This window comes from Photorhabdus machadonis (assembly GCF_052657765.1).
The window spans coordinates 504,810-518,358 of sequence record NZ_CP199761.1; the positions used below are offsets into that span (position 1 = coordinate 504,810).

Here is a 13,549-nt window from a genome sequence, read left to right on the forward strand (position 1 = left end):
TCCCTTCAACTAAATGCCTTCAACCAGATGAAGCAACCGCGCGGTTGCCTGACGCCAATCCTTTGCTTTGGTAATCGCACTGACCAGTGCCACACTGCCAACTCCCGTAGCAATAACATCCGGTATACGTTCGAGAGAGATGCCTCCAATAGCGACAGTAGGGTAATCCGGTGTGTTTTCTACCTGTTGTTTTAGTGCTTCGAGCCCTTGCGGAGAAGAGGGCATTGCTTTGGTAGTCGTCGGGAAAATATGGCCGAGGGCGATATAAGATGGATGTAAAGATTTTGCCCATGCCAATTCTTGTTCATCGTGGGTGGAAATACCTAACCGCAATCCGGCTTCCTGGATTGCATTCAGATCGGCATTATCTACATCCTCTTGTCCCAGATGAACACCGTAAGCGCCATGTTTGATTGCCAGTCGCCAGTAATCGTTAATAAATAAACGGGTGTTATATTGATGGCCGAGCGTGATGGCTTGCTTAATCTCTCTCTCGACTTGATCTTCTGGCAGGTTTTTGATTCGTAACTGGATAGTGGTAATTCCTGCCTTTAACAGGCGGGAAATCCATTCCAGTGAATCCACGACCGGATACAGCCCCAATCTGTGTTCAGTCGGGGCAAATGGGGCATTAGGCAGATTACTCATGAGAGACTCCCTCCGCACTGTGATATAGCTCGCTACCGCGGGCGCGGAATTCTTCTGACATCTGTTCCATGCTGGCGGCATAATCGCGTACTTCCTGAGAGATCTTCATCGAGCAGAATTTAGGCCCGCACATAGAACAGAAATGCGCAATTTTGCCGGAGGCTTGTGGCAGCGTTTCATCGTGATAGGCACGTGCGGTGCCTGGATCAAGCGCCAGATTAAACTGATCTTCCCAACGGAATTCAAAACGTGCTTTAGACATCGCGTTATCGCGGATTTGCGCCCCGGGATGACCTTTGGCGAGATCGGCGGCATGAGCAGCAATTTTGTAGGTAATTAGCCCTTGCTTAACATCATCTTTGTTTGGCAAGCCGAGGTGCTCTTTTGGCGTTACATAACAGAGCATGGCGCAGCCAAACCAGCCGATCATGGCAGCACCAATACCGGAAGTGAAATGGTCATAACCGGGTGCAATATCTGTTGTTAGTGGGCCAAGGGTATAGAAAGGGGCTTCGTGACAATGTTCCAATTCCTCTGTCATATTACGGCGGATCATCTGCATAGGAATATGACCGGGGCCTTCGATCATCACCTGAACATCATATTCCCAGGCAATTTTAGTCAGTTCACCTAATGTGTGCAGTTCTGCAAACTGCGCTTCATCATTGGCATCTTGAATAGAGCCGGGTCGTAAACCGTCTCCCAGTGATAGAGAAACATCATAAGCAGCGCAGAGTTCACAAATTTCACGGAAATGTTGGTAGAGGAAGCTTTCTTGATGATGAGATAGACACCATTTCGCCATGATTGAACCCCCGCGGGAAACAATTCCGGTGAGGCGTTTGGCTGTCATCGGTATATAGCGCAGTAATACACCAGCATGAATGGTGAAGTAATCCACCCCTTGTTCAGCTTGTTCCAGCAAGGTATCACGGAACATTTCCCAGGTGAGGTTTTCCGCTACGCCATTAACTTTTTCCAGAGCCTGATAAATGGGGACTGTACCGATAGGAATCGGGCTATTACGCAAGATCCATTCGCGGGTTTCGTGGATATAACGGCCAGTGGAGAGATCCATTACCGTATCCGCTCCCCAACGGGTAGACCAGATTAACTTTTCTACTTCTTCCTCAATAGAAGAGGTGACTGAAGAGTTACCGATATTAGCATTAACCTTCACCAGAAAATTACGACCAATAATCATGGGTTCTGATTCAGGATGATTGATATTGGCAGGAATAATCGCCCGGCCAGCAGCGACCTCCTGACGGACAAATTCTGGTGTGATATTTTCTGGCAACTGAGCACCGAAGCCTTGCCCGGCATGTTGTTGGCGTAGTACATCGCCGTGGATACGTTCACGCCCCATATTTTCCCGTAGTGCGATAAACTCCATTTCCGGTGTGATGATGCCTTTACGGGCATAGTGCAATTGAGTCACGCGTTTGCCTTTACCGGCTTTTAATGGATGAGGGCGGTTATTAAAACGTAAATGATCGAGACCAGCATCCGCCAGACGTTGCTGAGTAAAATCAGAGCTGAGGGCAGTAACGGGTTCTGTATCTTGACGTTCGTCGATCCATTGCTGGCGCAGTTTAGTTAACCCAACATGCACATTCAGCATGGAATCAGGATCGCCATAAGCGCCGGAAGTATCGTAAACAGGGATAGCTTCGTTTTCCTCATATTGCGGTTCTTCGTTTGTTCCACCGATCAAAGTAGGTGATAACTGAATTTCCCGCATTGGGACTTGGATATCGTCACGTGAACCTTGGAGATAAATTCGTCGTGAATTAGGGAACGCGACGCCTTGAATAGAATTAATAAATTCCTGAGCGGCATCGCGTTGAGCTTTACGTGGGCGTGCTGGGCTGGGTTTTGGTGAAATATCGGTTGCAGGGATAACAATATTATTAGACATAGCAAATTCCTAACCGTGTTATTGGGAAAATTGCTTGTCTGGAGCTCGCAGGGAGTAATGATTGGTGGCTGGATAGACTCTTGGTAAGAAAACTGAGTTATCCGACAGCGCTTGATTACTCTTGTTCCCTTCGCGGGTCTTAACCCGATCAGGTTCCGCGGATCCCGAATTAACGGTCTCAGCCTGTGTATGCTGCGATAAAACAGCTTACGCTAGGCACTCCGACAAGAAAGTAAACAGTAGTATAGAAGGGATTATGAAAACTACAACTCTTACTGATTGAAAATATTTACAATGACCAGGTTAATTGTTGCCAGCCTTGTTGTTGTGCTTCGGCTTTTAAACGTGTATCGGCATTGATAGTAATTACCTCATCGGCAAATTGACACATTGGTAGATCATTAATTGAATCACTGTAAAAACGGATAATTTCAGGATAACTATTTTGTTGTTCCAGCCACTGTTTGATCCGTTTGACTTTACCTTCACGAAAAGTCGCAATACCGTCTATTTGGCCGGTATAACAGCCATTTTCCATCACCATATCAATGCCTAGTGCAGTGTGAATATTTAATTCGGTAGCAATCTTTTTCACAATAAAAGAGACAGTGGCTGAGATAATAATGACCGGAATTTGTTGCTGTTGATACTCTGCAACTAGCGCTTTGGCTTGTGGATAAAATCGAGGTCTGATTTTTTCTTTAACAAACTCAACCAAAGATCAACTTGTTCTTGTGAAACTTGATGCAGTGTTTGCAGGCTAAATGCCAGATAATGACTCATATCCAGTGAACCGGCGCTGTAATCAGCCATCATTTTTTTATCTGCTTCAATAAAACTTGGATCAGTAATGATGCTTTTTTCCCATAGAAACTCTGTCCATATAGCGCTGGAATCACCGGAGATTAAGGTGTCATCCAGATCAAATACTGCAAGCAGTTGTGACATGGTATTGTGTTCCTTATGATAAACAGTAACAAAAATACTCTTTTTTTGACTAAAAAGCGTATGATTTATACAGATATTTGTAATAAATAAGATGCCATAATGATGATGCAGCAACAAGTAACAGGTATAGAACGAGGCTGGTGGATTGTCAGCGATGAGAATCGTATTTGGCTCCCAAAAGGTGAATTACCTTTTGGAATAGCGACTCAATGGTTACTGCAAGGAAAAATAGCATTGCCTATCGGTGAATGGCAGGGCGAGAAAGTTTGGCTTATTCGTCAAGAAATGTCTTCCGATATGGTTTCGCTACGGCAAATTGCTTCAAATGATCACGGATTGTTTCAATTAGCTGGCCGGGGAGTACAGCTAGCAGAGTTTTATCGTTCCCATCAATATTGTGGTTATTGTGGCAATGAAATGAACCACAGTGTCAGTGAATGGGCTTGTCTGTGTAACCATTGTCATGAGCGTTATTATCCGCAGATTGCGCCTTGTATTATTGTCGGTATTCGTCGTGATGATCAGATTTTACTGGCTCAGCATCAGCGCCATCGTGGTGGCATATATACAGTGCTTGCTGGGTTTGTTGAAGTAGGTGAAACACTTGAAGAAGCTGTATCCCGAGAAGTCATGGAAGAGAGTAATATTAAAATCCGCAACTTACGCTATGTGGCTTCTCAACCATGGCCTTTCCCGCATTCACTGATGATGGCATTTCTGGCTGATTATGATAGCGGTGAGATCCGCCATGATCCGAAAGAATTGATCAGTGCAAATTGGTACCGTTATGATCAACTACCATTAATTCCACCGCATAATACTATTGCCCGTCGGTTGATTGAAGATACAGTTGGTCTGTGCCGAAATGCATAATATACAGTTTGGCGCAATTAACGGGAGAGATCTATCTGTCATGTTACAATGGTGTCTAATCATTGCAGTCAGATAATATTGCGGCCAATCAATAAACGGAGCCTGTCATGAATGAGTTGAAAAACGACCGCTATTTGCGAGCCTTACTACGCCAACCCGTTGATGTTACACCTGTATGGATGATGCGTCAGGCGGGCCGCTACTTGCCTGAGTATAAAGTTACTCGTGCTGAAGCAGGTGATTTTATTGCTTTATGTAAAAACACTGAACTTGCCTGCGAAGTCACTTTGCAACCTTTGCGACGTTATCCGCTGGATGCGGCAATTCTCTTCTCTGATATTCTCACTATTCCTGATGCAATGGGGTTGGGACTCTATTTTGAGGCAGGTGAAGGCCCGTGTTTTAAATTCCCTATTTTAAGTCGTGCTGATGTGGAAAAACTGCCGGTTCCTGATCCTGAAATGGAACTGGGTTATGTGATGGATGCAGTGCGTACAATCCGTAAGGCTCTGGCGGGTCAGGTTCCTTTGATTGGCTTTTCCGGTAGCCCGTGGACACTGGCGACTTATATGGTGGAAGGCGGTAGTAGTAAGGCATTCACTAAAATCAAAAAAATGATGTATGCCGAACCCGCCGTCATGCACTTATTGCTGGATAAACTGGCAGACAGCGTTACCCTTTACCTTAATGCCCAGATTAAAGCGGGTGCTCAGTCCGTGATGATTTTCGATACTTGGGGAGGCGTGCTGACAGGTCGGGATTATCGCGAGTTTTCCCTGCGTTATATGCACAAAATTGTTGATGGCCTGATCCGTGAAAATGAAGGCCGCCGTGTGCCAGTAACATTGTTTACCAAAGGTGGCGGGCAATGGCTGGAAGCAATGACTGAAACGGGTTGTGATGCCTTGGGTTTGGACTGGACGACAGATATTGCTGATGCGCGCCGTCGTGTGGGGAATAAAGTGGCTTTGCAGGGCAATATGGATCCATCTATGTTATACGCCGCTCCAGAGCGGATTAAGCAGGAAGTTTCGACAATTTTGCAAGGTTTTGGTGTGGGTTCTGGTCATGTTTTTAACCTTGGTCATGGTATCCATCAAGATGTACCGCCGGAACATGCTGGTGTATTTGTTGAAGCGGTACATAAACTTTCAGCTAAATATCATCAGTAAAAATATGATTAACACGAAAGCATTACGTCAGGAACAAATAGAAAAGGCTCAACAAGTCATTCGTCATGATGATTTTTCCTCACCAAAATTGATTGCTGGTGCTGATGTGGGCTTTGAACAGCAAGGAACGGTTACCCGTGCCGCTATCGCTGTTCTCTCTTATCCTGCCCTTGAACTGGTGGAGTATCAGATAGCCCGAATTGAAACTACGCTTCCTTATATCCCTGGTTTACTCTCTTTCCGTGAATACCCTGCATTGATGGCTGCCTGGCAATTGCTGAAACACACACCTGACCTGGTCATGGTGGACGGCCATGGTATCGCTCATCCACGTCGTTTAGGTGTTGCCAGCCATTTTGGTTTATTGGCGCATGTACCTACGATTGGTGTGGCAAAACGTCGTTTATGTGGTGAAAGTGAACCATTGAATGAGCAACCCGGCAGTTATCAGCCTTTGATTGATAAAGAGGAGCAGATTGGTTGGGTATGGCGCAGTAAAAAACGTTGTAATCCATTGTATATTTCTACAGGACACAGAATCAGTCTTGATAGTGCATTGCTATGGGTAGAGCGTTGTGTGAGAGGTTATCGTCTACCTGAAACTACCCGTTGGGCGGATGGTATCGCCTCAAATAGGGCGTTTTTTGAACAAATGATGCAGAAAAATCCTTAAATTCGGTGTAAGCGTGTGGATCTTCTTGAATTTCAGGTAAACTGCGAAGCAAATTATGCATTAATGAGTAAGAACTAATGTTACGAAACCCGATACATTTACGGCTGGAAAAACTTGAAAGCTGGCAGCATCTGACTTTCATGGCGAGTTTATGCGAACGGATGTATCCAAATTACCAGATGTTCTGTCGTCAGACAGCGTTCGCGGAACCTGCACTTTACCGCCGTATTCTGGATTTGGTGTGGGAAACATTAGTGGTAAAAGATGCCAAGGTTAATTTTGATAATCAGCTGGAAAAGTTGGAACAGATCATTCCGTCAGCCGATGATTATGATATTTACGGTGTGTACCCGGCAATTGATGCGTGTATTGCATTAGGGGAAATGCTCCATGCCCGTCTGAGTGGTGAGAGATTGGAGCATACAATTGCTGTGAGTGAAATTTCAATTCGCACTGTTGCTATGCTTGAAATGACCCACGCTGGGAAAGAAATGACCGATGAAGAATTAAAAGTTTCACCTGCCATTGAACAAGAGTGGGACATTCAATGGGAAATTTATCGCTTATTGGCCGGCTGTGAAGAGCGGGATATTGAGTTGATTAAAGGATTGAAAGCTGACCTTCGGGAGTCAGGAATTAGCAACATTGGCATAAATTTAACGCAGTAAAGTGAAAAAACGTGATTTAATGCTTTAAATGCCATGTTCAAAGGCTTCACTTTTGCCCCCACTCTGTTCTACATTTGGGGGGCGAAAAGAAGTGGCTATCGGTGCGTGTATGCAGGGGTGCTGTCATTCGGCATATCCGTCGCACTCGATGCTTTGCAAACGATAAACACACTGTAAGGATAATCTATGAATAAGACTGAATTAGTTGATGCAATCGCAGAAAGCGCAGATCTGACCAAAGCTCAGGCGAAAGCTGCTCTGGAATCAACTTTGAATGCAATTACTGAATCCCTGAAAGAAGGTGATTCAGTACAGCTGGTGGGCTTTGGTACTTTCAAAGTTAACCATCGCGCAGAGCGTACTGGCCGTAACCCTCAAACCGGTAAAGAAATTACAATCGCTGCGGCGAACGTACCTGCTTTCTCTGCTGGCAAGGCACTGAAAGACGCAGTTAAATAATTTCATTGCAAAAAAGAAAAGATAGAAGGGGTGTTTATCCCCTTTTGTTGGTTCGTCAGGGGCTGATGACACTAGGATTCGTCTTCGCGCTCAGCGCCTGTACCAATCAACCCAAAGAACCTTCTTTTAGTGCAAGTGGATTCATCGCAGATGATGGCGTTGTCCGCTTGTGGCGCCTCAACGATCAAAATAGTCAGCCTCTGGTTCTAATGAGTGTTTACAGTCCTTATCGTAATGGCAATACCATCGTGACTTTTTATGAATATAAACAGGGCGATTTACGTCAAATTCGTCGTGAAATCCTGAATGATGAAAAGCCATTGGCTGAACAACTTCGTTTAGATAAATCCGGTGATGTGATTTTTATGCAAAAGCAGTCAAAAACGCGGCGTGAACCCCTTTCCAGTGATGATATTGTTCGTATGCAGTTTGACGCTAAACGGGCTCTTGAATTAAGTGATGCGCTGATCGTGGGAAATGTGCGTTTGATGCAAGGGCACTGGCATAACGGCAAAGTCACTACTTGTGCGGGTGACACGATTGCCGTCGAGTTTGAACCTTACGCGAGGTCATGGCTTGAACAGCGCGAAAAAAGAAGCTACGGTCAATTAACCATTGCTTGGTTGGAAGCTTCGGCTGGCCGCGAATTACTGCTGGTAGCTAATAACGACTTCTGTCGTTGGGAACCGACGAAGGACAGCCTCTGACCTCCGTCAGTTTTGTGATTATTTCAGCCGGTTAATTGCCCGGTATCCAATATCCTTGCGGTAAAAACAGCCACTCCATTCAATCTCTTCTGCTTGCTGGTAACTGTTTTTCTGTGCGTCGGCAATGGTTTTTCCCAAAGCGGTAACACACAGAACACGCCCACCTGCGGTAATAACATCACCGTCTTTCAGCGCTGTACCTGCATGAAAAACCTTGATGCTTTCATTTTCTTGTTGGGGCAAGCCATGAATAATGTCCCCTTTGTGATAATTGGCAGGATATCCGCCAGCAGCCAGCACTACACCCAGAGCAGGGCGTTCGTCCCAATCAGACGTTTTACCTGCAAGCTCGCCTTTTGCACCGGCCAGACAAAGTTCAACTAAATCGGAACGCATACGCATCATGATTGGTTGAGTTTCCGGATCACCAAAGCGACAGTTAAATTCAATCACTTTCGGTTCGCCATGCTGGTTGATCATCAACCCGGCATAAAGAAAACCGGTATAGACATGACCTTCAGCAGCCATACCATTAACCGTAGGATAAATAATTTCTTCTATAATACGCTGGTGGATTGCATCGGTGACGACCGGTGCGGGTGAATAGGCCCCCATCCCCCCAGTGTTCGGACCCGTGTCACCGTCACCTACGCGCTTGTGATCCTGGCTGGTTGCCATAGGAACAACATTCTTGCCATCGACCATAACGATAAAACTAGCTTCTTCGCCAGTTAAAAACTCTTCAATAACAATCCGATGACCTGCATCACCAAATGCATTTCCGGCCAGCATATCTTTTATGGCGGACTGGGCTTCTTCCAGTGTCATAGCAACAATCACACCTTTACCCGCAGCCAACCCGTCAGCTTTTATGACAATAGGAGCGCCGACTTTATCCAGATAGGCGAGCGCCGGTTCGATTTCTGTAAAATTCTGATAAGTTGCGGTTGGGATCTGATGGCGTGCCAGAAAATCTTTGGTGAATGTTTTTGAGCCTTCTAGTTGAGCGGCTGCTTGAGTTGGACCAAAGATAGTCAACCCTGCTTTTTGGAATGCATCGACAATACCAATGACCAATGGCGCTTCAGGGCCAACGATAGTCAGCCCGATATTATGGCTTTGCGCAAATGCTAATAGGCTATTGATATCTGTCGCTGAGATATCAATATTTTCCAGATTGCTCTCCAGAGCGGTTCCTGCATTGCCTGGAGCAACATAGACTTTATCAGCCAAAGGAGACTGAGCTGCTTTCCATGCCAGAGCGTGCTCGCGTCCACCGCTACCAATAATTAAAATATTCATTCAATTCACTCCTACTATTGATTAGTGGCGGAAATGGCGCATGCCAGTAAAAATCATGGCGAGACTGTGTTCATCAGCCGCTGCAATGATTTCGTTATCACGGATAGAACCGCCTGGTTGGATAACACAGCTTACGCCGACAGCCGCTGCTGCATCAATGCCGTCACGGAATGGGAAAAATGCGTCAGAAGCCATTGCACACCCCTGAACCTCCAAACCTTCGTCGGCGGCTTTAATTCCAGCAATTTTTGCAGAACAGACGCGGCTCATTTGGCCTGCACCGATACCAATAGTCATATCATTTTTTGCATAAACAATTGCATTTGATTTGACAAACTTAGCGATTTTCCAACAGAACAGGGCATCTTTCATTTCTTGTTCCGTAGGTTGACGTTTGGAAACTACACGTAAGCTGTCTGTGGTTACCATACCAAGATCGCGATCTTGTACTAGCAGGCCGCCATTAACACGTTTGAAATCAAGACCAGCAACGCGGGTTTCCCATTTGCCACTGACCAGAACACGGACATTTTGCTTGGTAGCCAAAATGGGTAATGCATCTTCATTTATTGAAGGGGCGATAATTACCTCAACGAATTGGCGATCGATAATGGCTTGTGCAGTTTTAGTATCAAGTTCGCGGTTGAACGCGATAATACCGCCGAAAGCTGAGGTAGGGTCTGTTTTGAATGCACGATCATAGGCTTCGTGAATATCTTTACCTACTGCTACGCCGCATGGATTAGCGTGCTTAACGATAACACATGCAGGCTCTGAGAATTCCTTAACACATTCCAAAGCTGCATCTGTATCTGCAATATTATTATAGGAAAGCGCCTTACCTTGTAATTGAGTTGCCGTTGCGATAGACGCTTCAGAGATATTCTCTTCTATATAGAAAGCGGCGTCCTGATGGCTGTTCTCGCCGTAACGCATATCTTGCTTTTTAGTGAAATTCAGATTCAGGGTACGAGGGAAACGTCCTGATGGTTGAGTGGTGTCACCGTAATAAGGCGGAACCCGTTTGCCAAAATAGTTAGCGATCATGCTGTCATAAGCAGCGGTGTGTTCAAATGCCTTAATTGCTAAATCGAAACGGGTCGATTGTGTCAGTGAACCTTGATTGTTACCCATCTCTTCAATGATTTTTTCATAATCATTACTATTAACTACGATCGCAACATCTTTATGGTTCTTAGCCGCAGAGCGAACCATTGTTGGTCCGCCGATATCAATGTTTTCAACAGCATCTTCCAAAGTGCAATCTGGTTTAGCAACAGTTTGTGCGAATGGATATAGATTCACAACTACCATATCAATTGGTGAGATTTGGTATTGCTCCATGATCTCATCATCTTGCTCGCGGCGACCAAGGATTCCGCCATGTACTTTAGGATGCAGGGTCTTAACGCGTCCATCCATCATTTCAGGAAAGCCGGTGTAATCTGAAACTTCAGTAACCTTCAGACCAGAGTCAGCCAGTAAACGGGCTGTGCCGCCAGTAGAAAGTAATTCAACACCGCGTTGAGATAAGGCTTTTGCAAATTCAACAATCCCTGATTTATCGGAAACACTAAGCAGGGCACGACGGATTGGACGAAGCTGTTGCATTGGTTTGATCCCTTGGATTTTATAAGGCAATAACATGTTATTGGGAAGAACCTACTATTATCAGGACATGAAAAATGGGCACTGCAATAACATTTCAGAACAGTCAGCTAAAATCACGTAATGATTTTAGCCACCGAATTGTAACGAAAACGTTTGCGTGATGCTCGATAAATTTTAACCCAACTAACCATTTGTGGATAAGTCTGTTGGTAAATGAGTATAAAGTGGGATTTTGCTGTGGAATTAATCAAACGATCAATTTTCTTTAAAATAATTATTGCCAGCGCCGAAGAACTCCCTATAATGCGCCACCACTGACCGACACAACGCTGACAAAACGTGTGAGGCCAGGCAGAGTAAAGTGAATAAGCGCTTGACTCTGCGGGCGAAAAGCGTAATATACGCAGCCCGGCTGAACGAGAATATCAATTTTTATTTCAGCCTGCTCTTTAACAATTAATCAGACAATCTGTGTGGGCACTCACAAGACCGTATCACAAAAAAATACGTTTTAAAGTCTTGAAGAGTGAACAACAGTGAATTCATTACGAATGAACAGTCAGTTTCTTTGAGCATCAAGCTTTTAATAGAAGAGTTTGATCATGGCTCAGATTGAACGCTGGCGGCAGGCCTAACACATGCAAGTCGAGCGGTAACAGGAAAGTGCGTGCACTTTCGCTGACGAGCGGCGGACGGGTGAGTAATGTCTGGGGATCTGCCCGAGGGCGGGGGATAACCACTGGAAACGGTGGCTAATACCGCATAATGTCGCGAGACCAAAGTGGGGGACCTGAAAAGGCCTCACGCCCACGGATGAACCCAGATGGGATTAGCTAGTCGGTAGGGTAATGGCCTACCGAGGCGACGATCCCTAGCTGGTCTGAGAGGATGACCAGCCACACTGGGACTGAGACACGGCCCAGACTCCTACGGGAGGCAGCAGTGGGGAATATTGCACAATGGGCGCAAGCCTGATGCAGCCATGCCGCGTGTATGAAGAAGGCCTTCGGGTTGTAAAGTACTTTCAGCGGGGAGGAAGGGTATAACCTGAACAGGGTTGTATTTTGACGTTACCCGCAGAAGAAGCACCGGCTAACTCCGTGCCAGCAGCCGCGGTAATACGGAGGGTGCAAGCGTTAATCGGAATGACTGGGCGTAAAGCGCACGCAGGCGGTCAATTAAGTTAGATGTGAAATCCCCGGGCTTAACCTGGGAACGGCATCTAAGACTGGTTGACTGGAGTCTCGTAGAGGGGGGTAGAATTCCATGTGTAGCGGTGAAATGCGTAGAGATGTGGAGGAATACCGGTGGCGAAGGCGGCCCCCTGGACGAAGACTGACGCTCAGGTGCGAAAGCGTGGGGAGCAAACAGGATTAGATACCCTGGTAGTCCACGCTGTAAACGATGTCGATTTGGAGGTTGTTCCCTAGAGGAGTGGCTTCCGGAGCTAACGCGTTAAATCGACCGCCTGGGGAGTACGGCCGCAAGGTTAAAACTCAAATGAATTGACGGGGGCCCGCACAAGCGGTGGAGCATGTGGTTTAATTCGATGCAACGCGAAGAACCTTACCTACTCTTGACATCCTCAGAATTTGCTGGAGACAGCGAAGTGCCTTAGGGAACTGAGAGACAGGTGCTGCATGGCTGTCGTCAGCTCGTGTTGTGAAATGTTGGGTTAAGTCCCGCAACGAGCGCAACCCTTATCCTTTGTTGCCAGCGCGTGATGGCGGGAACTCAAAGGAGACTGCCGGTGATAAACCGGAGGAAGGTGGGGATGACGTCAAGTCATCATGGCCCTTACGAGTAGGGCTACACACGTGCTACAATGGCGGATACAAAGTGAAGCGAGCTTGCGAGAGTGAGCGGAACACATAAAGTCTGTCGTAGTCCGGATTGGAGTCTGCAACTCGACTCCATGAAGTCGGAATCGCTAGTAATCGTAGATCAGAATGCTACGGTGAATACGTTCCCGGGCCTTGTACACACCGCCCGTCACACCATGGGAGTGGGTTGCAAAAGAAGTCGGTAGCTTAACCTAAGGGAGGGCGCTGACCACTTTGTGATTCATGACTGGGGTGAAGTCGTAACAAGGTAACCGTAGGGGAACCTGCGGTTGGATCACCTCCTTACCTGAGATGCAGTTGAGTGCAGTGCTCACACAGATTGTCTGATGAAAGAACAGAGTAAATTATCGTAACAGGCTTGTAGCTCAGGTGGTTAGAGCGCACCCCTGATAAGGGTGAGGTCGGTGGTTCAAGTCCACTCAGGCCTACCAAATTGACTTGTCCTGGTATTTTTCGAACGCGGCGTGGCTGGCGTTGAACTGTCCGGCGGTTAAGTGAGTTGGTGAGGGTAAACCGGCGATAACGAATTTGTATGGGGCTATAGCTCAGCTGGGAGAGCGCCTGCCTTGCACGCAGGAGGTCAGCGGTTCGATCCCGCTTAGCTCCACCATACTAAAATAATAGTTCAGAGTATATTGGCGACAGTATGCTGTGAATTATTTTGCTCTTTAACAATCTGGAACAAGCTGAAAATTGAATACAGTCAATAATCTCCCCGAGGGG

The 13,549-nt window shown here is 46.3% G+C and carries 10 protein-coding genes, 2 tRNA genes, 1 rRNA gene, 1 pseudogene and 1 riboswitch; of the genes and pseudogenes, 9 read left to right on the forward strand and 5 right to left on the reverse strand.

The genetic code is table 11. The annotated features are described in order from the left end of the window. Positions 1–9 precede the first annotated feature (9 nt). From thiE to ACUN2T_RS02485, 3 genes and pseudogenes are all read right to left on the reverse strand, one after another. Complete coding sequence (gene thiE, locus ACUN2T_RS02475) at positions 10–648, reverse strand: thiamine phosphate synthase (RefSeq protein ID WP_445496083.1); 639 nt, start codon at positions 646–648, stop codon at positions 10–12. After that, positions 641–2,569 (reverse strand): phosphomethylpyrimidine synthase ThiC, encoded by a 1,929-nt coding sequence (gene thiC / locus ACUN2T_RS02480; RefSeq protein WP_445496084.1) that lies wholly within the window; start codon positions 2,567–2,569, stop codon positions 641–643. Before thiC ends, thiE begins: the two co-directional genes overlap by 8 nt. 108 nt (positions 2,570–2,677) lie before the next feature. Next, a riboswitch (TPP riboswitch) is annotated at positions 2,678–2,803 on the reverse strand. A 55-nt stretch (positions 2,804–2,858) separates the two neighbouring features. Further along, positions 2,859–3,517 (reverse strand): annotated as a pseudogene (locus tag ACUN2T_RS02485) (HAD family hydrolase). Positions 3,518–3,622: 105 nt separating this feature from the next. On the opposite strand from ACUN2T_RS02485, the gene nudC reads away from it, so the two are divergent. From nudC to ACUN2T_RS02515, 6 genes are all read left to right on the forward strand, one after another. Next, on the forward strand, positions 3,623–4,390 hold the full coding sequence (gene nudC / locus ACUN2T_RS02490; protein ID WP_445497789.1) for an NAD(+) diphosphatase: 768 nt from the start codon (positions 3,623–3,625) through the stop codon (positions 4,388–4,390). A gap of 107 nt (positions 4,391–4,497) precedes the next feature. Beyond that, a complete protein-coding gene (gene hemE, locus ACUN2T_RS02495; protein ID WP_445496085.1) occupies positions 4,498–5,562 on the forward strand; it encodes a uroporphyrinogen decarboxylase in 1,065 nt (354 codons plus the stop codon). Positions 5,563–5,566: 4 nt separating this feature from the next. Next, positions 5,567–6,235, forward strand: coding sequence for a deoxyribonuclease V (gene nfi / locus ACUN2T_RS02500; RefSeq protein ID WP_445496086.1), 669 nt, complete (start codon positions 5,567–5,569; stop codon positions 6,233–6,235). Between the two features lie 77 nt (positions 6,236–6,312). Further along, complete coding sequence (locus ACUN2T_RS02505) at positions 6,313–6,903, forward strand: YjaG family protein (RefSeq protein WP_445496087.1); 591 nt, start codon at positions 6,313–6,315, stop codon at positions 6,901–6,903. 186 nt (positions 6,904–7,089) lie between these two features. Beyond that, a complete protein-coding gene (gene hupA, locus ACUN2T_RS02510) occupies positions 7,090–7,362 on the forward strand; it encodes a nucleoid-associated protein HU-alpha (RefSeq protein WP_021322843.1) in 273 nt (90 codons plus the stop codon). Positions 7,363–7,427: 65 nt separating this feature from the next. Further along, positions 7,428–8,069, forward strand: a complete 642-nt coding sequence (locus tag ACUN2T_RS02515; RefSeq protein WP_445496088.1) for a DUF1481 domain-containing protein — start codon at positions 7,428–7,430, stop codon at positions 8,067–8,069. Positions 8,070–8,087: 18 nt separating this feature from the next. Here the strand turns inward: ACUN2T_RS02515 and purD are convergent, their stop codons facing one another. Beyond that, entirely contained in the window at positions 8,088–9,371 is a 1,284-nt protein-coding gene (gene purD / locus ACUN2T_RS02520) for a phosphoribosylamine--glycine ligase (RefSeq protein WP_445496089.1), read from the reverse strand. Between the two features lie 21 nt (positions 9,372–9,392). Continuing rightward, complete coding sequence (gene purH / locus ACUN2T_RS02525; protein WP_445496090.1) at positions 9,393–10,982, reverse strand: bifunctional phosphoribosylaminoimidazolecarboxamide formyltransferase/IMP cyclohydrolase; 1,590 nt, start codon at positions 10,980–10,982, stop codon at positions 9,393–9,395. Between the two features lie 584 nt (positions 10,983–11,566). On the opposite strand from purH, the gene ACUN2T_RS02530 reads away from it, so the two are divergent. The 3 genes from ACUN2T_RS02530 (at position 11,567) to ACUN2T_RS02540 (ending at position 13,436) form a co-directional block, all read left to right on the forward strand. Beyond that, a 16S ribosomal RNA gene (locus ACUN2T_RS02530) occupies positions 11,567–13,111 on the forward strand. A gap of 69 nt (positions 13,112–13,180) precedes the next feature. Continuing rightward, positions 13,181–13,257: transfer RNA gene (locus ACUN2T_RS02535), tRNA-Ile, on the forward strand. Positions 13,258–13,360: 103 nt separating this feature from the next. After that, a tRNA-Ala gene (locus tag ACUN2T_RS02540) sits at positions 13,361–13,436 on the forward strand. Positions 13,437–13,549 lie beyond the last annotated feature (113 nt).

Excerpts from the sequence above, each read along its gene's own strand:
- thiE (WP_445496083.1), bottom strand. The coding sequence starts at position 648 with ATGAGTAATCTGCCTAATGCCCCATTTGCCCCGACTGAACACAGATTG.
- thiC (WP_445496084.1), bottom strand. The coding sequence starts at position 2,569 with ATGTCTAATAATATTGTTATCCCTGCAACCGATATTTCACCAAAACCC.
- nudC (WP_445497789.1), top strand. The coding sequence starts at position 3,623 with ATGCAGCAACAAGTAACAGGTATAGAACGAGGCTGGTGGATTGTCAGC.
- hemE (WP_445496085.1), top strand. The coding sequence starts at position 4,498 with ATGAATGAGTTGAAAAACGACCGCTATTTGCGAGCCTTACTACGCCAA.
- nfi (WP_445496086.1), top strand. The coding sequence starts at position 5,567 with ATGATTAACACGAAAGCATTACGTCAGGAACAAATAGAAAAGGCTCAA.
- ACUN2T_RS02505 (WP_445496087.1), top strand. The coding sequence starts at position 6,313 with ATGTTACGAAACCCGATACATTTACGGCTGGAAAAACTTGAAAGCTGG.
- hupA (WP_021322843.1), top strand. The coding sequence starts at position 7,090 with ATGAATAAGACTGAATTAGTTGATGCAATCGCAGAAAGCGCAGATCTG.
- ACUN2T_RS02515 (WP_445496088.1), top strand. The coding sequence starts at position 7,428 with ATGACACTAGGATTCGTCTTCGCGCTCAGCGCCTGTACCAATCAACCC.
- purD (WP_445496089.1), bottom strand. The coding sequence starts at position 9,371 with ATGAATATTTTAATTATTGGTAGCGGTGGACGCGAGCACGCTCTGGCA.
- purH (WP_445496090.1), bottom strand. The coding sequence starts at position 10,982 with ATGCAACAGCTTCGTCCAATCCGTCGTGCCCTGCTTAGTGTTTCCGAT.